Origin of the sequence: Streptomyces sp. NPDC101776 (assembly GCF_044766845.1) — a bacterium.
Lineage (GTDB): Bacteria > Actinomycetota > Actinomycetes > Streptomycetales > Streptomycetaceae > Streptomyces.
Genome location: NZ_JBIWMV010000001.1, coordinates 1,257,812 through 1,278,380 on the forward strand (window position 1 = coordinate 1,257,812; position 20,569 = coordinate 1,278,380).

17 protein-coding genes are annotated in these 20,569 nt (G+C 71.0%); 10 read left to right on the plus strand and 7 right to left on the minus strand.

Annotated elements, in window-relative coordinates:
* Nucleotides 1–122: 122 nt before the first annotated feature.
* The 3 genes from ACIRRY_RS05500 to ACIRRY_RS05510 all read left to right on the plus strand — a co-directional run bounded on the left by ACIRRY_RS05500 (nt 123) and on the right by ACIRRY_RS05510 (nt 2,959).
* Nucleotides 123–1,253: a substrate-binding domain-containing protein gene (locus tag ACIRRY_RS05500; protein ID WP_403968165.1), complete on the plus strand. Its 1,131-nt coding sequence runs from the start codon at nt 123–125 to the stop codon at nt 1,251–1,253.
* 86 nt (nt 1,254–1,339) lie between these two features.
* Entirely contained in the window at nt 1,340–2,194 is an 855-nt protein-coding gene (locus ACIRRY_RS05505) for a hypothetical protein (RefSeq protein WP_403968167.1), read from the plus strand.
* Nucleotides 2,195–2,281: 87 nt separating this feature from the next.
* Nucleotides 2,282–2,959: a peptidoglycan-binding protein gene (locus ACIRRY_RS05510; RefSeq protein ID WP_403968169.1), complete on the plus strand. Its 678-nt coding sequence runs from the start codon at nt 2,282–2,284 to the stop codon at nt 2,957–2,959.
* Nucleotides 2,960–3,228: 269 nt separating this feature from the next.
* Here ACIRRY_RS05510 and ACIRRY_RS05515 read toward each other — a convergent pair whose 3' ends face one another.
* The 5 genes from ACIRRY_RS05515 to ACIRRY_RS05535 all read right to left on the minus strand — a co-directional run bounded on the left by ACIRRY_RS05515 (nt 3,229) and on the right by ACIRRY_RS05535 (nt 9,818).
* The gene (locus ACIRRY_RS05515) at nt 3,229–3,603 is read right to left on the minus strand and encodes a hypothetical protein (protein ID WP_019064417.1); all 375 of its coding nucleotides are present in this window, start codon (nt 3,601–3,603) and stop codon (nt 3,229–3,231) included.
* A gap of 365 nt (nt 3,604–3,968) precedes the next feature.
* Entirely contained in the window at nt 3,969–4,889 is a 921-nt protein-coding gene (locus tag ACIRRY_RS05520; protein WP_403968171.1) for a MurR/RpiR family transcriptional regulator, read from the minus strand.
* Nucleotides 4,890–4,956: 67 nt separating this feature from the next.
* Nucleotides 4,957–6,678 (minus strand): phospholipid carrier-dependent glycosyltransferase, encoded by a 1,722-nt coding sequence (locus tag ACIRRY_RS05525; protein WP_403968173.1) that lies wholly within the window; start codon nt 6,676–6,678, stop codon nt 4,957–4,959.
* 92 nt (nt 6,679–6,770) lie between these two features.
* Nucleotides 6,771–8,699: a phosphatase PAP2 family protein gene (locus ACIRRY_RS05530; RefSeq protein WP_403968175.1), complete on the minus strand. Its 1,929-nt coding sequence runs from the start codon at nt 8,697–8,699 to the stop codon at nt 6,771–6,773.
* A gap of 219 nt (nt 8,700–8,918) precedes the next feature.
* Nucleotides 8,919–9,818, minus strand: a complete 900-nt coding sequence (locus tag ACIRRY_RS05535) for an N-acetylglucosamine kinase (RefSeq protein WP_403968177.1) — start codon at nt 9,816–9,818, stop codon at nt 8,919–8,921.
* Nucleotides 9,819–10,113: 295 nt separating this feature from the next.
* Between ACIRRY_RS05535 and ACIRRY_RS05540 the strand changes: the two genes are divergently transcribed.
* The 6 genes from ACIRRY_RS05540 (at nt 10,114) to ACIRRY_RS05565 (ending at nt 18,393) form a co-directional block, all read left to right on the plus strand.
* A complete protein-coding gene (locus ACIRRY_RS05540; RefSeq protein WP_403968179.1) occupies nt 10,114–11,247 on the plus strand; it encodes an ROK family protein in 1,134 nt (377 codons plus the stop codon).
* A gap of 275 nt (nt 11,248–11,522) precedes the next feature.
* Nucleotides 11,523–12,851, plus strand: coding sequence for an ABC transporter substrate-binding protein (locus tag ACIRRY_RS05545; RefSeq protein ID WP_403968181.1), 1,329 nt, complete (start codon nt 11,523–11,525; stop codon nt 12,849–12,851).
* A gap of 117 nt (nt 12,852–12,968) precedes the next feature.
* Entirely contained in the window at nt 12,969–13,886 is a 918-nt protein-coding gene (locus tag ACIRRY_RS05550) for a carbohydrate ABC transporter permease (protein WP_403968183.1), read from the plus strand.
* Nucleotides 13,883–14,785, plus strand: coding sequence for a carbohydrate ABC transporter permease (locus tag ACIRRY_RS05555; protein ID WP_403968185.1), 903 nt, complete (start codon nt 13,883–13,885; stop codon nt 14,783–14,785). Before ACIRRY_RS05550 ends, ACIRRY_RS05555 begins: the two co-directional genes overlap by 4 nt.
* A gap of 2 nt (nt 14,786–14,787) precedes the next feature.
* A complete protein-coding gene (locus ACIRRY_RS05560) occupies nt 14,788–16,506 on the plus strand; it encodes a hypothetical protein (RefSeq protein ID WP_403968187.1) in 1,719 nt (572 codons plus the stop codon).
* A 51-nt stretch (nt 16,507–16,557) separates the two neighbouring features.
* Nucleotides 16,558–18,393 carry a hypothetical protein gene (locus tag ACIRRY_RS05565; protein ID WP_403968189.1) on the plus strand — a complete coding sequence of 612 codons (1,836 nt, stop codon included), beginning with the start codon at nt 16,558–16,560 and terminating at the stop codon, nt 18,391–18,393.
* 4 nt (nt 18,394–18,397) lie between these two features.
* Here the strand turns inward: ACIRRY_RS05565 and ACIRRY_RS05570 are convergent, their stop codons facing one another.
* Complete coding sequence (locus ACIRRY_RS05570) at nt 18,398–19,063, minus strand: nucleoside/nucleotide kinase family protein (protein WP_403968191.1); 666 nt, start codon at nt 19,061–19,063, stop codon at nt 18,398–18,400.
* A 114-nt stretch (nt 19,064–19,177) separates the two neighbouring features.
* On the opposite strand from ACIRRY_RS05570, the gene ACIRRY_RS05575 reads away from it, so the two are divergent.
* On the plus strand, nt 19,178–19,573 hold the full coding sequence (locus ACIRRY_RS05575; RefSeq protein ID WP_403968193.1) for a YybH family protein: 396 nt from the start codon (nt 19,178–19,180) through the stop codon (nt 19,571–19,573).
* Between the two features lie 13 nt (nt 19,574–19,586).
* Here ACIRRY_RS05575 and ACIRRY_RS05580 read toward each other — a convergent pair whose 3' ends face one another.
* Complete coding sequence (locus ACIRRY_RS05580; RefSeq protein ID WP_403968195.1) at nt 19,587–20,462, minus strand: LLM class flavin-dependent oxidoreductase; 876 nt, start codon at nt 20,460–20,462, stop codon at nt 19,587–19,589.
* Nucleotides 20,463–20,569 lie beyond the last annotated feature (107 nt).

Below are 20,569 nucleotides of genomic sequence, written 5' to 3' on the forward strand. Positions count from 1 at the left end.
CCCTCGCGGAGGACTGCCTGCCCGACCGGATCGTATTGATCGATGCGACCGCAGCGCTCAAAACGGTCGATACGATCCGAGGCATAGAGTGACCGCGACCAGTTTCGTGTTCAGGGGGACCCATGCGACCGCACGTCGACCAGCGCCATGAGCGGGTGCTCGAACTCGTCCGTGAGCGCGGCAGCCTGCGGGTCGCCGACCTCGCGGCCGAACTCGGCGTCTCCGCCGTCACCTTGAGGCGTGACGTGGAGGCCCTGGCCGGCCAGGGCCGGGTGCACCGGCTGCACGGTGCGGTGGTGTGGCCGGGCGGCGCGAGCCCCGCCGGGGTGCGGGCACGACAGGAGCCCGCCGCGTCCGCGGCGTCCATGGCGACCACCGGGTCCGCCGAGGGCGTCGTGATCGGAATGATCGTGCCGACCACCGCCTCGATCTTCGCCGACATAGTGCGCGGCGCCCGCGAGGCCGTGGGAGCGCGGGGCGGCCGGCTGGTGCTCGGGGTGTCCGGATACGTCGGCGCGGAGGACGCCGTCCAGGCCGCGCACCTCCTCGCGGGCGGCGCCGAGGGGCTGCTCGTCGCGCCCAGTTGGCCGGGCGGCGCACCCGTCGGCGGCCAGGAACAGTGGCTCCTCGACCGGGGCGTACCCACCGTCCTGGTCGAACGCGCCGCCCCGCCCGGCAACCCCGCGGCCGCCCTGGACCGGGTGCGCACCGACCGCGCCCACGGAGCCGCCGTCGCCGTCGGCCACTTCGCCTCCCTCGGCCACCACCGGATCACCGCCGTACTCCAGGAGGGCCCGCACGCCGCGCAGATCATCGCGGGCTACGAGTCGGCCGTACGCTCCCTCGGTCTCGACGACGCCCGGGGCGCGCCGTCCGTCCGCGAACACGGCGACTACGAGTCGAGCGTGGACTACCTGGTCGACGCGGTCCGCGAGCGCGGAGTCACCGCCGCCCTCGTGCACAGTGACGAGGACGCCATCGTGCTCGTGCCCCGGCTCCAGGCGCGCGGCATCCGGGTCCCGGACGACCTGGCGCTCATCGCCTACGACGACGAGGTCGCCCCGCTCGCCGACGTCCCGCTCACCGCGGTGGCCCCGCCGAAGCGAGCGGTGGGGGAGTCGGCCGCGCGGCTCCTGCTGCGACGGATCGCCGAGCGCGGCAGCGGACGCAGGCCCGCCCCACGTCAACACATCGAGCTCCTCCCCGAGTTGAGGATCCGCTCGTCCTGCGGTGGCGCAGCGCGCGCCCGCTGACCACGGGCCGACCGTTTTGATCATTCCGCGCGAAACGCTCTCCGCGTACCTCTCTCCGCGCACCCTCTCGACCAAGGAGAACCGGCATGCCCGCCACACCCCCTGCCCGCCCCCGCGTCCTGTACGTCACCGACCTGACGTACCCGGCACGCGGGCGCCGCTACTGCGACGAGGACATCGCCCTGACGTCCCGGCTGCGCGAGGACTTCGACCTGGCGCTGTGTCATCCACTGGACGCCGCCGCGCTGATGGACGGCTTCGACGCGGTCGTGGTCCGCAACAGTGGTCCCGTCCTCGGCCGCCAGAAGGAGTACGACGTGTTCCGCGAGCGCGCGCTCCGCAGCGGAACCCGGGTCTACAACCAGCTGTCCGGCCGGGCGGACATGGCGGGCAAGCAGTACCTCCTCGACCTGAGCGCCGCCGGGTTCCCGGTCATCCCGACCGTCGACCGGGTCGAGGACTTGGACCGCCTGCCCCGCACGGACCGCTATGTCGTCAAGCCCAAACTCGGCGCCGACTCCATAGGGCTGGAGATCGTGACGGCCGACCGGCTGCCCGCCCTGGCGGACGGGAAAGTCCTTGTCCAGCCGTGCGTCGACTTCTCGTACGAGGTGTCCTTCTACTTCGTCGACCACGACTTCCAGTACGCCCTGTATGCCCCCGACACCGAGCAGCGCTGGCAACTGGCACCGTACGAACTCGCCCCCGGGGACCTGGAGTTCGCGCAGCGGTTCATCGACTGGAACACCATCGACCACGGCATCCAGCGCGTCGACGCCTGCCGCACCCGGGACGGCCGACTGCTCCTGGTCGAACTTGAGGACCTGAACCCCTATCTGTCCCTGGACGCACTCGGCGACCCGGAGCGGGACGCCTTCGTCGCCGCGCTGAAGGCGTCCTTGCACCGGTTCGTCCGGACGTCACCGCCCCGGGGTGAGTGAGCGCGTGCCGCGCTGAACTCCGGCGGCCGTGCGCGCGTATCTCTCCAGGGGGATGGGTCCGTGCGCGCGGAACGGAAGGAGAGCAGTGTGTCTACACCGCCCGAACCGGGATCGTCGTCCGGCGGCCCGGTCCTGGAACCCGCCCGAGTCCTGCGTCGGCGCCGCTCCGACAATCTCGCGGAGCTGCTGCGGGAGCCCCGTCGGGACTCCTCCGTCTTCGAGTCCGTGCCGGTACCCCGGCCGTTCTTCGGTTCCGAGTCCGAGACAGAGGAACTGCCGCCCGTACCCGGTGAGTTGCACCCGCTGTCGACGACGGGTCCGTACGGGCCCGGGCCGGCCACCGGTCCCTTCGGGCCCGGTCTGCGCCGGGCCGCGATCGTCGTCGGGGTGAGCGCCGCCGCGCTGGTCGGCTTCGCCTGCGCTCTCCTGCTGCCCGGCAGGGGCGAGGCCAGCACGGCCCAGCCGGTCGCCACCCCCACCCCGGTGGTGTCCGCCACGGCCACCGCCGCGGCCGACCCGGACGGCGCCGGCACCCTCCGCGAGGGCGACAGCGGCTCCGAGGTGAAGGAGCTGGAGGAACGGCTCCTGCGTATCCCCAACGTCTACGAGAACGGGTCCACCAGCGGCCGGTTCGACGCGACCCTCACGGCCGCGGTCGCCCGCTTCCAGCTCTGGTACGGCATCCGGGGCGACGAGAACGGCGTGTACGGCGACGACACCCGCAAGGACCTGGAGTCCCGTACGACACTCGACGACGGCCAGTAGTCGAACGGTTCCTCGAACACGCGGCAAGGCCTGCGGAAAGTCGATGGTCCAGGGGTCGTAGCGCCTCATCATGGACAGCGCGGCGCCGCAGGTCGGCGGTGTCGTGCCCGCTGCGAACCGAAGGCCACGCCGATGAGCGGCTCCCGCGTCCCGGGTCTGATCCTGCCCGGAGTCCTTCTGCTGGCCCTCGTCGTCGGGGTGTTCTGGTACTGGCTCCACCGCGACGACGACTGACGACCTGACGACCGACACCCCGACCCGTGGCGGGGTCAGCGTCCCGTGCTGTGCCCGACCAGCGCCTCGGTCACCGCGCGCACGCTGCGCGCGATGTGCTGGAGCTGGAGCACCTCGGCGGCGTACAGCTTGATGGTGTGCTCGATGACCGACTCGGGCAGACCGATGCCGGGCAGGTCGGCCCGCGCGGTCTGGAGGGCGGTGCGGGCCACGCGGATCTCGTGCTGGACCTGGATCTGCGCATGGCGGGCGAGCAGCACGGGGTGGCGGATGAACGCTGGGTAGCTGGCGTAGCGGGCCGGCACCAGCTCGCGCAGCCACTTGGCCGCCGAGCGCTCCCAGTCGTAGCTGCCCGGGGTCTTGACCTGGCAGGGCCAGTCCTGGCTGATGCGCGTGGTGGTCAGTTGCATGTCATCGCTTCCGGATGTGCGGCGTCGCGGGGGTGGTTCGACGGTGGGCGGCGGCCCCGGCCCAGGGGATGACCGGGGCCGCCCTGGGCGCTCGCGCAGGCGATGCCCGACCGAACACGCCCGGCGCCGACGCGGGTAGGAGACGGCGGCTGGGAGTGCTCGTGCGAGGGCCCCGGGAGGCAGGTGTCGCCGGCGCGGCGGGTGGAGCGGAGATGCGCATGGGCGGACCGGGCTTTCTCGGGGCGGGTGCGATCCGTGAGCAGTATTTATATATGCCGTCCGCTTTGCAAGGCGTATGAAAACATTCATGCGCGAAATAGGCGGATCGATGCCCTTTTGAAGTGATACGAGGGGGGAGTGGTCGGTCAGTCCCGCATGAAGAACTGGTGCTGCTCGGCGATCTGCTCGTAGTCCTCCAGACGGGCCTGGGTGCGCTCCGGATCGGCGTCCGTCATGGCCTGGAGCAGCGCGGAGGCCATCACGCCGGGCGCCGCGTACGAGTCGAAGACCAGGCGGGAGCCGGTGCCGGTGGCGAAGGTGACGTCGGCCTCGTCGGCCAGCGCGCCGAGCGCCAGATCGGTCACGAGGGCCACCTTGAGGCCGGCGCTGCGCGCCACCCGGAGCGTGGTGAGCGTCTCGTGCGCGTGCCGCGGCATGTCGAACGCGAGCAGCCAGGTGCCGCCCGCCTCGCGGGACTGGAGGATCGCGTCGTAGGCGACGCTGCCGCCGCGGGTCACCAGCCGTACGTCGGGGTGGATGCGGCGCGCGGCGTACGCGAAGTACTCGGCGAGCGAGACCGAGATGCGCAGGCCGAGGACGGTCAGCGGGGTGGACGCCGACAGTTCGCGGCCGACGTCGATCAGCCGGTCGGGGTCGGCGAAGTCCCGGCGCAGGTTCTCCAGGTTGGCGATCTCGGCGTCGACCGCGGCCTGCAGTTCGTTGCTGCGGTTCTCCTCGGCCGCCGGGCCGCCCGCGAGGGTGCGCAGGGCGATCGCCTGCAACCGCTCGCGCAGCGCGGGGTACCCGCTGAAGCCGACCGCCGCGGCGAACCGGGTCACCGAGGGCTGGCTGACGCCGACGCGCTCCGCGAGATCGGTGATGGAGAGGAACGCCGCCTCGGTGATGTGCTCGATCAGGTACTGGGCGATGCGCCGTTGGCCCGGTGACAGGCGTGGCCCGTCGAAGAGTTCCCTGAGTTGGGACGTCGGTGCCGCGCCGACTTCCGGGTCGGTTTTTCCCGAGGTGATCACGGATGCCTGGGCGCGTGCCTGCTGCGGCGATGGCACCGGTGCGCCTCCTTTGTCTCCCACAGCCACTCAACATAGCTCACAGAGCGTTGTGACCAGAGGGTGATCAACGCCGGTAGATCGTGATCGAATGACCGACTTGATCGATCGGACGACTGCTGTCGATCAACTCGGCCAGTTTTCCCGTCGCCTTGTCGATCGAGGTGTCCGAAACGACCAACAGCCCGTGCACCTCGCGCACCCCTGCCTTGCGCGGATCGGACGATTCGATGCCGTAGTACGACGGCACACCACTGCCCTTGTAGACGAGCCAGATCCGCTCGCCCGCGTACCGCTCGCGCAGCCGGTCGGCGAGGCGGCCGAGGTCCTGGCCCCAGTCCACGTTGGAGTCGTGCAGCCGCAGATAGGTCTTGGACGGACCGCCGAACGCCTCGTTGGAGTACGGCAGATAGTAGGGGAACGTCCGCAGCGAACTGACCGCGACGAACGCCACCAGCACCCCCGTGGACAGCGCGGCCCACCGCCACCGCAGCGCCGGCACACAGGCCGCCGCCACCGCCAGGAACATCGGCACGAAGATCGCGTATCGCGTCCCGAAGTCCCGCGAGCCGTCCATCGCCGCGCCCAGCAGTACGGCGGTGGGGAGCAGCAGATACGGCGCCGCCGGCCGCAACCGCCGTACCGCCACCACCGCGACGGCACCCGCCGCCCACAGCACGAGCATGCCGAGCGGGGTCTTCACGAGCAGCGCCACCGGCAGGTAGTACCAGTGCGACCCGGTGTAGAGGTGCCCGAACAGGAAGCCCTGCCACGGATAGTCCTCAAGGCCGAACTGGATGCGCATCCCGTCGAGGAACGCCCGCGGGAACGGCAGCAGACCGACGATCTGCCCACGCAGTCCGTGGATGACGGGCACCGGTTCCGTGGACGTGAACCGCAGCCGGGGATCGACGGCGAGATACGACGCCCACACGACGGCGACCGTCACCAACGCCACCACGGCCGCGCCCGCGACCCCGAGCGCCAACGCCCGGCGCCGGGCGTCACGGTCGGCCGGGCGGCGCGCGGACCACACCGACGCGACGGCCAGCAGCATCAGCACGGGTGCGGCGGGCAGGGCGCTCATCTTCGTCGCCACGGCGGCACCGAGCGCCGCCCCCGCGAGCGGGACGTACAGGAACGGGCGCCGTCGGGCCCGCCACAGCAGCCATGCCGACGTCAGCAGAAAGCCGGCCTGTGGCACGTCGAGCGTGGCCAGCGAGCCGTGTGCGACGACATCGGGCGAGAAGGCGTAGAGGGCGAGCGCCGCCAACCCCCGTGCCGCGCCCACGAGTTCACGGGCGAACGCGAACACGACCAGTCCGAACAGCAGGGTCAGTACGATCACCGGCAGCCGGGCCCAGAACATCAGCCGCCAGGGGTCGTTGCCCGACTCGTAGAGCAGATGGCGGCCCAACTCGCCCTGATCACCACGGTAGTTCGCATCGAAGTGCGGGTCCGCCAGGGCGATCCCGGCGGCGATCACCAGTTTCCCGAGGGGCGGGTGCTCGGGGTTGTAGTCGAGGCTGTGCTCGCGCAGATAGACGGTGGCCGTGGCCACGTAGACCGGTTCGTCGATGGTCGGGGTCTGCTCGACGGCGGTCGTGACCATCACGGCGGCCATCTGCGCGAGGAGCACCACCACCAGCAGGGGCAACAGCCACCGCCGGTGGCGCCGCAGTCCGGCGTGGAGGCGGGCCGGCCGGCTCTCCGTGGCGCGCGGCGGAGGGGGCCCGCCGTCGCCGAGCGTGCCGGGGTCGAGGACCGAGTGCTGTTCGCGCGCCATCATCCGCCCTGCGGTGAGGCCGGCCGCGCGGTGGCGGGAGCGAGCCGGAGCCGGGTCATGGCCCTACTCTCGCATCGCTCCCGCCACCAGGGGCGTCACCGCTTCAGGAGTCGTACCGACAGACCTTCCGCCGTATACACGGGTACGGCCCGCAGCTTGTCCGAGTTCAGCGTGATGGTGTCGAACTGGCCGCGCAGCGAGGACGCACCCAGGACGCGCACCGTGGAGCCCGCGGCCGGCGGGTGCTCGGCGTCGAACCGCAGGGACAGCGCGCTGCCCTTGCCGAGCACCGCGCGCCGGGTGACCTCGACGGCGGGCTGGTGGCCCGAGCGCAGCGTGACCTCCAGCGTGGCGGACTGCTGGGCGTACGTGCCGTGGATCTGCACGGACTCGGAGACCCGCAGCGAGCCGCCGAGCACGCTCACGTCACCGTGGCCCAGCGCGTGCGCCGAACCGGCCACCAGCGCACCGGACTTGAGCACGGTCCCGCCGGTGTACGCGTTGTGCCCGGTCAGCGTGAGCGTCCCGGTGCCCTGCTTGGTCAGGCCGCCGCAGCCGTCGATGTCGTTGCGCCAGGCGTCGGTCGCGCCGAAGCCCCCGGCCGCCGCGTCCAGGGCGACGACGACATCGGAGTCGAAGGAGCCGTAACCGTCCGCCGCCGCGAAGAGGTTGAGGCGGCCCCACTGCTCGAAGCCGTCCAGCAGGAGGTAGCCGGAAGGCAGCGCGGTGGTGCGCAGCACCTCCCGCCGCTGGGCCGCGTCGAGGTACGGCAGCCGGGTCTCCAGCAGCACCTCCGCGCCCTTCGGCACGGTCAGCGCCTTGTCACGGCCGCCGCGGGTGAGGACGTAGGTGAACTTGGGCTCCACGACACGGGAGTTGGCACCGCGGTCCGCGTACGGGTCGGTCGCGGTGGTCGCCGAGTGGGCGTAGGCGTACAGGGTGTCCGCCGTCGTGCCGGTCTGCGCCTCGAAGTAGGCGAGGGCCTGGGCGCGCGCCGCCGCCTTGAGCGTGGCGTTGGCCGGGTCGGCGAGCGTGGCGGCGGCCAGCGCGGTGGCCATGATGCGGCCGCCCATGACGTCGACGGGGGAGTGCATGCCCGCCATGATCCGGGTGTGGCTCAACTGGAAGGTACGGGTGACCAGTTCCTGGAAGCGCTCCGGTACGGCGTACGCGTAGGCGAGGCCCGCCAGGTGGAACGCGTTGGTGTGACCGCTGGGGAAACCGGCGTCGTCGGTGGGTGACGTGCTGCGCTGGCGCAGGAGTTGAGGGGCGACGACCACCTTGGAGTCGTAGACCGGGTAGCCGAGCGCGTCGACCTTGCCGGTGTCGACGACCTCGCTCTTCTCGTTCATGCGCCACGGCCGCGGGTACTGGTAGGCGTACTTGCCGGGGTTGCCCGACGCGTAGTTGCCGCGCACGGTGTCGACCAGTTCGGCGACCTTGCCGAGCGCGGAGTCGTGCGAGCCGGCGCCGAGCGCGGAACCGGCGGGCGCGTCGGCCGGGACGGCGTCGTTGATCGTGGTGGCCGGGGTGCCGTCGGGGGCGCTGGTGATCGAAGTGACCGCCAGGGCACCGGACTTGTACAGGTCGGCCAGCGGACCGAGGCCCGCGATCATCGCGTAGCTCTGGTGCTGCCGGTCGTAGAGGAACGCCTCCTTGGCCTGTGCCTCGGTGCGGTGGGTGGTGAGGTCGACGCAGTACCGCACGTTGGCGCGCAGGATCTCGGGGCGCAGCGGGGTGCCGGTGTTCCAGGCGGCGCCCGTCTTCCATATCTGGGCCATGCCGCCGAGGATCCGGACCACGGCGTTGGTCTCGGGTGTCAGGTTCGCGATGACGTTCGTCTTGTAGTCGTCGACGAACGCGAGCGGAGCCGTGGTGGCCTTGGCGTCCGCGGCGGCCAGCCAGCTGACCAGCGTGGGGGCGGCGACCACTCCGGCGGAGGCGCCGAGCGAGGTCTTGAGGAAACCACGTCTGTTCACGGCGAGTCGACCGGCGTCAGTGCGGTGCCCGGCGGGTGACGGCATGGGTGTGCCTCTCTTGAGTTCTACGGCCATTGCGGCCGGCCAGGTCCTGGGACCAGGGAGGGGTCGTGCGATCGGCTGTGGTTCGGGGTGCACCGTACGACGCGAGAAAGCGCATACGTCAACTGGTGCGTACGTGCGAAGATTTGCGCCGGGCCGTGTCTCTTCGGAGGGGGTTCGGCATCCGGCGCGTGACCCCCGGGTGAACGGGGGCCGTGCGGTTCACAGGATCGATCGGGCCAGCGCCACCGCGCCCTCGACGGGCGGCACCCGGATGGGCTGCGGACGCGCCCCGGGCACCCGCTCGGCGAGCGCGCGAGTGAGGGCTTCGTACAGGCGGGGCTGGGCGAGGACGGTGCCGCCGGAGACCACCACGTCGTCGACGGGGACGCCGCGTTCGGCGAGCCGTACGACGAGTGCGGCAAGGGAGCGGCCGGCCTCGGTTATCACCTCGCGCGCGAGGAGCGAGCCCGCGTCGGCCGCGGTGAAGACGACACGGGCGTGGCGGCCCCATTCGGCGGAGACGTCACAAGCGCTTTCCAACGCGGCGCCGAGTGCGGGCACTTCGGCCACGGCGAAGGCCTCGACGAGTCCCAGGGCGAGCTGGTCCGGGGCCTCGCCCCGGTCGTGCGCGGCCCAGGCGGCGCGGGCCGCCTCGCGGACGAGACCGGCGGCGCCGCCCTCGTCGCCGAGCACGGCGCCCCAGCCGCCCACTTGGAGCCGGGTGCCGTCGCCGAGCAGGCCCACCGCGACGGAACCGGTTCCGGCCACCAGGCCGACCCCCTTGTCCAATCCGGCGGCGGGGACGAGCAGTTCGGCGTCCCCCACGACGAGTGCGGGCACACCCAGACGGTCTTCCAGCGCGGCCCGGATGTCGGCGCACTGGCGGGGTGTCTCACAGGCGTGCCCGCCCACGGCGACCGCGGACGGTCGCGCGTGTGCGGGCAGGGCGTCATGGACCAGCGCGGTCAGCCAGTCGGCGGCGGTCGCGGGGTCGTGCGGCCGCCAGCCGCTGCTCGCACGGACGTGGTCGGCGACGACATCCGGGCCCGCGCAGGCGCGGAGATGCGTCTTGGTGCCACCCACGTCGATGCCGACCACGAGGGGCGTGAAGTCCTGCACGGAACCTCTTTCGTCGTTGCGCGGTGCTGCGACGGTGGGCGAACCGTGTCCGGGGGACAGGCAGTTGAAGCACTCGGGAAGCCCCGGGACGGGCTTCTGACGGACCACGGCAGGCGAGTACCGTGACGTTCGTTAGGAAGTTAACTAACGAAGTACAGTGCGTCAAGAGGCATCACGTATCGGGCAACGGGAAGTACCGTCCGGGCCCGCGTGACGTCAGGACATCCCATCGCCGCAGCCCATGGACACCCTCCGGGAGCGCGGCCTGTGAACTGGGGGAAGTGTGGAACACGTCGTGGCGCAGGCGTCTCGGCTGACCGAGAGCGCGAGCGCGGTGTTCGAGGTGCTGGCCAGGGCCGGCAGCGCGACCCGGCCGCAGCTCGCGACCCTCGCGGGCCTGTCCAAGCCGACGGTGTCCTCCGCGGTCGTGGAACTGGAGAACGTCCGGCTCGCCGCGCACTCCGGCACCGCCTCCGGCGGCACGGGCCGCAACGCGGCCGTATACCGTCTCGGCCCGGCCGCCGGTGCCGTACTCGCCGTCGACCTGGGCCCCGCGCTCACGCGGGTGCGTGGCTGCGCCCTCGACGGCACGCTGCTGGCCGAGGCCACCGGCCCCCGGGAGGACGCCGCCGCCGCGGTGCGCGAGGCGCTCGACGCGCTGCCCGCCGCCACTCCGCTGCGCACCGTCGTCGTCGCCGTCGGTGATGTCGCCGCGCGGGACCGGGCGGGCGCCGGGATGCGTCCCGCGACCGCCAAGGCGGGCCCGGTGTTCGACGCCATGACGGTCGCCCTGCCGCCCGGTGTGCCGGTCCACCTGGAGAACAACGTCAACTGCGCCGCGCTCGCCGAACTGCACGAGGGCGCCGCCCGGGGCCGGCTCTCCTTCGGCTATCTCCGGATCGGCGTCGGTATCGGTCTCGGCATCGTCGTCGGCGGCCAGGTGCTGCGCGGCGCGAACGGCGCGGCCGGTGAGCTGGCCCGGCTGCCCTACCCCTGGGACGACGCCGTGGAACCGCGCCGTGAGGCCCTGGAGGAGTACGTGGGCGCGCGCTCGCTGCTGCGGCGGGCGGCAGCCGCTTGGCAGGAATCCGACGGGCCGTGCCCCACTACCGCCGACCAACTGTTCGCCCTCGCCGCACAGGGGCAGGGCACGGCGACGGCCCTGGTCGACCGCCATGCCGCCGACGTGGGCAGACTCGCCGCCGCCGTGGCCGCCGTACTGGACCCGGGACTGATCGTCCTGGGCGGCAGCACGGGCACGGACCCGCAGCTCCTGCCCGGTGTCCGGGCCGAGCTGGGCAGGCTGAGCTGGCCCACCGAGGTGGTGAGCAGCACGGTCGGCGATCTCGGCACCGTGGTGGGTGCCGCCCGGCTCGCGGTCGCCAGAGGAGTCCAAACCGTGACCGATGGTGCGGGGGCGAAGGATTGACGGCCTCGGACTCGGTCTGCCAATGTCCGGACAAGCGCTTTCTAAGTCGGTCGGGACATCGACTTGGGGTGAGCCTCCCGCCTGTACGAGACGTACAGCGACCGCATCAGGGTGAGCTTGTGCGGCAGCGGCCGAGAAGGCCGGGGATGTCACCCGTTCAGAATGGCGAGGCCGGGCGAGGCCGCGCCCCCGGAAAGCGAAACTCTCTGCACAATGCACCCGTGCCGCCTCGGCTGGCGCCGTGCTTCTTCCGCTACGAAGAAAAGGGATCGAAGATGACCAGTGTGAGTATGCGGCGCTCCCGCCGACTCGGCCGCCACGGCATCCGCCGCCTGGTTCCTCTCGCCGCCGCGGCCTCCGCAGGAGCCCTCCTGCTGTCGGCCTGCGGGGGAGGGTCCGGCTCGGGTGGCACCTCCAAGTCCCTGACGTTCTGGATCTCCACCGTTCCGGGCCAGGACGCGGGCTGGAAGAAGCTGGTGGCGCAGTACAAGAAGGAGACCGGCGTCAGCGTCAAGCTCGTCAACATCCCCTACGACGGGTACCCGACGAAGCTGCACAACGCCGCGCAGGCCAACTCGCTGCCCGACGTCGCGGACGTCCCGGCGCTGGACCCGATCTGGTCGAGCAAGCTGATCGACCTCAGCTCCATCACGAACAACAAGGCCAACAAGATCAACGCCAACTTCCTCGCCAAGGACTCGTCCGGCAAGGTGCTGGCCATCCCCTCGGACGTTACCGCGTCCGGCCTGTTCATCAACAAGTCGCTGTTCGAGAAGGCCGGCGTCGCCGTCCCGGCCACGCCCACGGACACCTGGACCTGGACCGAGTTCATCGCCGCGGCCAACAAGGTCCGCGAGAAGACCGGCGCCAAGTACTCCCTGACCTTCGACCAGTCGCCGTCGCGCCTGCGCGCCATGGTGTACGAGATGGGCGGCAAGTACGTCCACGCCGACTCCTCCGGCAAGTTCTCGGTGGACGCGGCGACCAAGAAGGCCGTGAAGTACTTCGTCGGTCTCAACGACGACAAGGTCATGCCGAAGTCGGTGTGGACCAGCGGCGCCGACCCGTCGGCCATGTTCCAGAGCGGTGACGTCGTCGCCTACTGGTCCGGTGTCTGGCAGGTGCCCGCCTTCGCGGACAGCATCAAGAAGTTCGAGTGGGCGAGCGTCCCGACCCCGGCCCAGCCGGTGCAGGCCAGTGACGTCAACAGCGGCGGCATGATGGTCGGCTTCAACAACAACAGCGCCGCGGCCACCGCCGGGAAGAAGTTCATGTCCTGGGTGTACGAGCCCAAGAACTACACCGAGCTGGTGGAGACCTCCGGCTTCCTCCCGGTCGAGAGCGGCCTGAGCCCGAAGTACCCCTTCAAGTCGGCGGCGGCGCAGGCGGCGTTCAAGCTCTACAACGAGGAGATCCCGCTCTACGCCCCGATCTCGGGCTACTTCAACGGCGCGCAGACGGCCTGGGTGCTGAAGGGCAAGAGCCTCACCACCGACCCGACCAAGACGGAGCTCGGCAAGGCGATCAACGGTCAGCAGTCGGTCGACAAGGCCCTGGACAACATCGTGGACGGCTACAACACGGCGGTCGGCAGCGGATCGTAGGCCCAAGGCCCCGGGCGGCGGATCGCACACCGCCGCCCGGCCCTGGCCGCCCACGACCTGCCGGGTTCACGGTCCGAGCCCACAGCAATCCATTCCACCAGCACGGAAGTCAGGAAGATGACAAAAAGCGCCGCGGACGTGTCCGTGAGCCCGCCCAGGCGACGACGACGCAGCACGTACACCCTCGCGCCGCTCGTCCTCATCGCGGCCAACGTCGTGCTGTTCTCGCTGTTCTTCGTGTGGCCGGCGGTGATCGGGCTCGTCTACTCCTTCACCGACTACACCGGTGTGGGGGCGTTCCAGTTCATCGGACTGGACAACTACCAGAACCTGTTCGGCGACTCGACCTTCTACGACGCGCTGTTCCGGACGCTGCTCTACACCGTGCTCGTCGTCCCGCTGAACTTCGTGCTGTCGCTGCTCATCGCCAACCTCGTGGTGAGCAGGCAGGCCAAGGGTGCCTCGTTCGCCCGCGTCGTCTTCTTCATCCCGTGGCTCATCTCGCCGATCGTCGTCGGTGTGCTGTGGCGGTGGCTGTTCGGTGAGAACTTCGGACTGATCAACTACGTCATCGAGAAGTTCGGCGGACACGCGATCGCGTGGCAGTCGAACGCGGACCTGTCGCTGGGCGTCGTGGTGATGGCCGGTGCCTGGTGGGGAACGGCCTTCTCGATGCTGCTGTTCATCGCGGCGATCAAGAACGTGCCGGTGTCGTACTACGAGGCGGCCTCGCTCGACGGCGCCGGCCCCTGGCGCCAGTTCATCAGCATCACGCTGCCGAGCATCGCGCCCACCTCGTTCATCGTGATCCTGCTCAACACGATCAACGCGATGAAGGAATACCCGCTGTTCGTGTCCCTCAACAACGGCGGACCGGGAACCTCGAACAACCTGCTCGTCCAGTACATCTACGAGACCGGCTTCAACCGGGGCCAGATCGGCTACGCGAGCGCCGCGTCCTTCGTGCTCATGCTCATCCTGATGGCCGTCGCGATCATCCAGCTGATCGTCAACCGGCGGGTGGAGAACCGATGACAACCACAGACACGCCGCGTCCGGTCGACGCCGACTCCGGCCGGACCCTTTCCAAGCGGCAGCGACGCAACGGGCGCGACGGCGGGCTTCGGCGCGCGGTCCCCGCGACGACACTGCTGTGGATCCTGGCCGCCCTCTACGGGCTGCCGGTGCTGTGGTTCGTCCTCAGCTCCTTCAAGCCGGCGGGAGACCTCTTCTCCCTTCCGCTGACGGTGCTTCCGCACAACCCCACCGTGTCGGGCTACAAGGCGGCGTGGGACAGCGCCAACTTCTCCCAGTACTTCATCAACACGGCCCTCGTGTGTGTGATCACGACGATCCTCACGGTGGGCGTCAGCTGTTGCACCGGCTACGCGCTGGCGAAGTACAACAACCGCTGGCTGAAGTTCTTCTTCCTCTGCATCCTGGCCACCACGATGCTGCCGTCCGAGGTCATGCTCGCCCCCGAGTTCCTGGTGGTCCGCGACCTCGGCCTCTACAACTCGTTCGCCGGCATCATCCTCCCGGCCGTGCTCACCGCGACCGGCTGCTTCATGTTCCGCCAGTTCTTCCTGACGGTCCCCGACGAACTCGTCGAGGCCGCCCGCATCGACGGCGCGCGTGAACTGTCGATCTTCCTGCGGATCATGGTGCCGATCTCCCGGCCCATCATGCTGACCCTCGCGATCCTGTCCTTCCAGTGGCGCTGGAACGACTACATCTGGCCGCTGCTGATGCTGAACGACCCCAACAAGTTCACCGTGCAGATCGGCATCCAGAGCCTCGTCGGCGCCCAGAACATCAACTGGTCGGTGCTGCTCGGCGGTTCGGTCATCTCCATGATCCCGCTGATCCTCATCTTCCTGGTCTTCCAGCGCTACGTCATGAGCGCCGACATCAACGCCGGACTGAAGGACTGACCGTGCCCACCCCGCTCGACGACGCGTTCGTGCGCGCGGCGGCCCGTGCCGCCGACCGGTCGGCCGCCCCGCTGGCGGCCGACCCCGACGCGGAACCCACCGGTGTGCCGCACCGCGCTCTGGCTCGCCGGGTGAAGACCCTGGTGGCGGCATACCGTTCCGCGGACTCGGCACTGCACGGCAGCGGACAGGCGGTCGCCGCCGCGACGACCCACCTGCGCGCGCTGCGGGCCGTGCAGACGGCCTCCGGCCTCTTCGCGGGCGGCGACAACGTGCAGTCACCGCCGGACTCCGCGTTCACCGTCAACGACGTGTGCGACGCGTACGTGCTCGCCGCCGACGCGGGACCGGGACTGGGCGAGGTGACGGCCGTGCTCGCCGAGATCGCCGGCGCCGCCACCGCCAGTCTCCTTACCGGTGGCGTGCACACCCCGAACCACCGCTGGGAGCTGAGCGCGGCGCTCGCCCGGCTGCACCGGTCGTTCCCCGACGACCGGCTGCTCGACCGCGCCGAGGAGTGGCTCGCCGAGGGTGTCGACATCGACACGGAGGGCCTGTACTCGGAACGCAGCGCCGTCTACGCGTCCCTCGTGACCAACCCGTCGCTGCTGTTGCTGGCCGAGGTGCTCGGGCGTACCGACCTGCTGGACATCGTCGAACGCAACCTCGCCACGACCCTGGACCTGATCAGACCGGACGGCATGGTGGAGACCGTCCACTCGCGCCGCCAGGACCAGAAGCTCTCGTTCCCGCTGTGGCCCTACCTGCCGCACTACCGGCTGCTCGCGATCCGCACCGGCCGGGGCGACTTCGCCCGCGCGGCCCGCCTGGCGGCCGCCGACGGCATCGACGACCCCGACCTGCTCGCCCAGACCCTCCTCACCCCGGATCTGTGCCGCGCCCTGCCGGCCCCGGACGCGGAGAAGCTCCCGCGCGACCGGTACCTCCCCACCGCACGCCTCGCCGCACACGTCTCGGCCACCGCGCACACCGTGGTGTACGGCGGCTCCGACGTGCCCGAGCACCGGCGCATCCGCTCGGGCCTCGCCTGCAACCCCACCTTCCTGCGCCTGTTCGCCGGTGCCGCCGTCCTCGACGCGGTCCGCCTCTCGCGGGTGTTCTTCGACCTGGGCCCGTTCCGCGCCGCCGACATGGAACAGCTCGCCGACAACCGGTACCGGCTCACCCAAACCCTCACGACCGCCTACTACCAGCCGCTCCCGAAGGACCGGAGGCGCGACGACGGCGCCTACCTTCTGGTGGACGAGGGCCGCTTCTCCGCCGCCATGGCCTTCCCCGACCGCCCGCAGGACGAGGTCTCCCACACGACCCGAGTCGAGGTCGACCTGCGGGACGACGGCGCCGACCTGCGGATCGACATCAGCGGACCGCAGGTGCCCTGGTCCCTCGAACTGACCTTCCGGCCAGGGGGAGTTGTAGAGGGCGCCACCCCGATCGGCGACGGACGCTGGTGCCTGACGACCGGGCCGATGGCCTACCGGGTCGGCGACGACGAGATCCGCGTCGAGGCGCACGTCGAGGCGGGCGGACCACTCGCCGGACCGGACCAGGGCGACGTACTACGGTACGACCCGGGCCAGGACCACACGGTGGTGGGCGGCACCGACGCGACGACCGGGAACCGCGTCTACCTCGGCGGAAACGGCCCCCGGACACTGACCGTCACCCTGCGCGCCGGCCGCCCCGCACCCGACCTCTGACCCCGACGACCCACGCCACGGCCACCTCCGGCATGAAGGACTGATCCACCCGTGCACCTCCTCCACCAGCGCGGCCCGCTGCACGACCTCCCCGACACCCCGGAGGCCTACGACGCGGTCCTCGCCGACGTCGTCGAGCAGGCTCTGCGGCGCATCACACCGGAGGGCAACCTCGAACACCCCGACTGCTACGACGACATCGGGGACACCTCGCTCGGCATCACGTCCCTGCTGGCCTTCGCCTGGCAGCGCGGCAAGGACCCGCGCCTGCCGGAGCTGGTCCGGCGCAGCCTCGCCTTCCATCTCGGCGAGCGCGTCTACACCGAGGACAACCCCGGCTACCCGAACCTGAGGGTCCGCAACTCCGGCCTCCCGTACGCCCGTTACGTCCTGGAGGCGGGCGCCCACCCCATCGGCGACTGGCCGAGCACGGCGTGGGCGCTGCTCCAGGCGGTCAACATCCTCGACGCGACGGACGGACTCGTCGACGACGAACAGCGCGCCGCGCTGGTCGAGTTGGCGCTCGGCTACTGGCGCTGGCTCACCGAGGCGACCTTCTTCAACCCGCAGGAGGCCGGCAACCAGGCGATCGGCTGTGTGGTCGGCGGCCTGATGCTGGCCGGCCATCTCCCGTCGGCGGAAGGGGAGTCGGTGCGCGAACGCGCGCTCACCGTGTACGCGGACGAGATCCGCGCCCACCGCGTGAGCGACCGCGGCGCCCTCCTCCCGCCCGAGCACGGCGGCGCGTACGACAACAACTACGGCCCGATCTCCCTCTCCTTCCTCGCGCAGGCCCATATCGTCAGCGGCGAGGACGTCTTCGCCGAGGACGGCGAGGCACTGGCCCGCTACATCGACGCCCGCCTCACCAACGGCGGCTTCGACAACGGCGGTCCGCGCTACAGCGAGCAGCACTCCGCCTTCGAATCGGTCCTCGGCCTGCGCTACTTCGGCGCCCGGATCGGCTCGGACATCGGCCGCTACCGGGGCGACAGCCGCTGGGCCCGGCACGCGGTCAAGCCGGACGGGGGAGTCGACGGCCACTTCGCGTGGATGCTGGTCTGGCAGATCCAGGACAGCACGCCCTGGCACCGCACCCCGTCCACGGAGGCGACCCGCCATCAACTCCGCGCCGGCAGTGTGTCGGTGGCCTTCGACAGCAGGATGACCCCGTCGGTGGTCGAGGCCGACGGCACGTACTACCTGCCCGCGGCCGTCAACCGCCAGCACGGCTTCGGCCCGGTGCTCGACGGCTTCCTGCTGTGCCGCCCGATGGGCGAGGTGCGGGTGCGTGACGTCCGTGCCGAGGGACTCACGGCCAAGCTGGTCACCAAGCCGGTCGTCGGCCGCGACCACGTCCTGCGGCACATCCAGTCCCTGTACGTCACGGACGGCATCAGCCTGTGGACGACGGTGGCCGTCGAACGCCTCGACGGAGCACCGTACTTGCTCGCCGGGCTGCCCTACGCGGCGGACGACGGAGACCGGGTGCGCAGGACGGCGGAGGGCGACGTCAGCTCCGCGGGCACCCTGCGTCTCACCCACCCGACCGGCGAGGGTGCCGACCACTTCGACGCCCGCTCCGAACTCAGCCAGCAGGAGGCGGCGTTCGCCCTCGCCGCCGACCCGCGCGGCTACGGAAACCCGGACGAGGGCTGGAGCCACCTGGTCACCTCCACGGCACTGGAGGCCGACCCGGCACCGGGCGCGCCGGAGCACCTGCAGGTGTTCGCCGTCCGCTACGGCCCCGGCACCGGACCCTTCACCGCCGAGTTCGAGAGCGGCGAGAACGGTGAACTCACCGTCCGCACCGAGGCGTTCACGGCGGTGATCGGGGACGCGGCGGGCGACGCCCACGGAGAACCGGAGCTGACGCTCCACGCGTGAGCCCTCAGACGCGGGGCGCGCCGTACGGCGAAGGCAGCGTGGCCGGGGGGATCACCAGATCCGCCCGGCCACGCGTCGTGGCGACCAGGTCGGCGTTGCGCTGGTCCGTGCCCGAGACCCAGGCCACGGCGGTCTCGTGGTCCTTGCCGAACTCCTCGTGCCGGGCGACCAGTCGGCGGACGCGCTCGTCCTCGTCGGCCTCGCAGAACCACACCTCGTCCAGGCACGGTCGTACCCGCGCCCATGAACCCGCCTCCAGCAGCAGGTAGTTGCCCTCCGTCACCACCAGCCGGGCCGTGGGCGGTACGGGGATCGCGTCGGCGATCGGCTGCTCCAGCACCCGCTCGAAGCCCGGTGCGTACACCACCTCGTCGGTCTCCTCGCGCACCCTCCGCAGCAGCGCCGCGTAACCGGCCGCGTCGAAGGTGTCGGGCGCGCCCTTGCGGTCGCGACGGCCGAGCCGGTCCAGCTCGACGTCGGCGAGATGGAAGCCGTCCATGGGGACGTGCGCGACCCAGGGCTCCCCGCTGCCGTTCAGCGCGCGCACCAGGTGCTCGGCGAGGGTCGTCTTGCCCGCGCCCGGGCTGCCGGTGATACCGAGGACGGCGCGTCGGCCGGGGGCGGTGAGAGCGGTGGCACGGGTGAGGAGGTCGTCGAAAGTCAGCGGCACACGGAGAGTGTGCCATCCGTCTCGGACGCGTGGCCGGGGCGATGACGCGCCGAAGATCGGGGAGTCGAGTCAGCGGAGAGACCATGGAGTGGGGGACAGGAACAGGAGCCGTCCATGCACGACGACGTCACACAGATCCGCGCCCTCATCACCGGCTGGGCCGAGGCCGTCCACCGCGGCGACCTCGCCGGTGTCATGGCGGACCACACCGAGGACCTCGTCATGTACGACGTCCCGCCCCCGCACGCGGGCATCCACGGCCTCGCCGCCTACCTGGCGAGCTGGCCGCCGTTCTTCGAGTGGCAGGCCCAGGGCGCCTTCTTCGACATCGACTCGCTCGACATCACGGCCGGCACGGACGTCGCCTACGCCCATGCCCTGCTCCGGTGCGGTACTCGCGAGGAGTTCGCCGCGTCCCCCACCCTGCGACTGCGGCTCACCCTCGGACTGCGGAAGGAACGGGGCCGTTGGATGGTCGCGCACGAGCACCACTCCTTCCCGCACGACTGACCTGGACCGACTCTCAGGCCGTCTTGTCGATCAGCTCGTCGGCGACCCAGTGCGCGACCTCGGCGGGGTAGGGCGCCGACAGTCCGAGCACGATGTGGTGGAAGCCCGCGTCGAGCGCCTCGCGGATCGCGTCCCGGGTCGCCTCGGGCTTGTCGTAGGACACGGAGAGGTGGATCGAGCGCGTGATGGAGGCGGGGTCGCGGCCGATCTCGGCGCAGTAGCGGTCGAGGAGCGCGCTACGGCCGACGGCGTCCTCGATGTCGCCGCCGGGGATGTTCCACAGGTCGGCGTGCTCGGCGACCACGCGGAGTGTCGCGGCCGAGCGTCCGCCGATGAGGATCGGGGGGTGGGGGCGCTGGACGGGCTTGGGGCTGCCGAACGCTCCGGTGAGGTGGTGGTGGGTGCCGTGGAAGTCGAAGGGCTCGTCCTCGGTCCACAACCGCCGGATCACCGTGCAGGCCTCGGCGAGGCTCGCCAGCGCGTGCGCGGAGTCGTGGAAGGGGAGGCCGTGTGCCTCGTACTCGCGACGGGCGAGGGGATGGTCCGGGCGGGAGCCGACACCGATGCCGAAGTCGAGGCGCCCGCCGGAGACGATGTCGACGGTCGTGGCGATCTTGGCCAGCATCGCGGGCGGCCGGAAGCGGTTGCTGGTCACCATCACACCGAGCCGTAGCCAGCGGGTCTGCGCGGCGAGGGCGGAGAGCAGTGTCCAGCCCTCGAAGGCCGGGCCGTCCGGGTCGCCGCCGATCGGCATGAGATGGTCGAACAGCCAGGCGTGCTCGATCTCCGGGACCGTGTCCGCCTCGCGCCAGACGCGGAGGAGGTCGGGGTAGCCGACCTGCATGGGGGTGGTCATGATTCCGAAGCTGGTCCGGGGTGTGCGGGGCATGGCGCCTTCCGTTGTTCGGCAACGCGTGGTGGCGGGCACGGCTTGGTCGTCCGGCTCCCGCTCTGACATCATGAGCAAGCGGAACGCTGTTCCGAAAACAATACGGA

Coding starts and splice junctions, on each gene's coding strand:
- ACIRRY_RS05500 (WP_403968165.1), top strand. CDS start 123: ATGCGACCGCACGTCGACCAGCGCCATGAGCGGGTGCTCGAACTCGTC.
- ACIRRY_RS05505 (WP_403968167.1), top strand. CDS start 1,340: ATGCCCGCCACACCCCCTGCCCGCCCCCGCGTCCTGTACGTCACCGAC.
- ACIRRY_RS05515 (WP_019064417.1), bottom strand. CDS start 3,603: ATGCAACTGACCACCACGCGCATCAGCCAGGACTGGCCCTGCCAGGTC.
- ACIRRY_RS05525 (WP_403968173.1), bottom strand. CDS start 6,678: ATGATGGCGCGCGAACAGCACTCGGTCCTCGACCCCGGCACGCTCGGC.
- ACIRRY_RS05530 (WP_403968175.1), bottom strand. CDS start 8,699: ATGCCGTCACCCGCCGGGCACCGCACTGACGCCGGTCGACTCGCCGTG.
- ACIRRY_RS05545 (WP_403968181.1), top strand. CDS start 11,523: ATGACCAGTGTGAGTATGCGGCGCTCCCGCCGACTCGGCCGCCACGGC.
- ACIRRY_RS05550 (WP_403968183.1), top strand. CDS start 12,969: ATGACAAAAAGCGCCGCGGACGTGTCCGTGAGCCCGCCCAGGCGACGA.
- ACIRRY_RS05555 (WP_403968185.1), top strand. CDS start 13,883: ATGACAACCACAGACACGCCGCGTCCGGTCGACGCCGACTCCGGCCGG.
- ACIRRY_RS05575 (WP_403968193.1), top strand. CDS start 19,178: ATGCACGACGACGTCACACAGATCCGCGCCCTCATCACCGGCTGGGCC.
- ACIRRY_RS05580 (WP_403968195.1), bottom strand. CDS start 20,462: ATGCCCCGCACACCCCGGACCAGCTTCGGAATCATGACCACCCCCATG.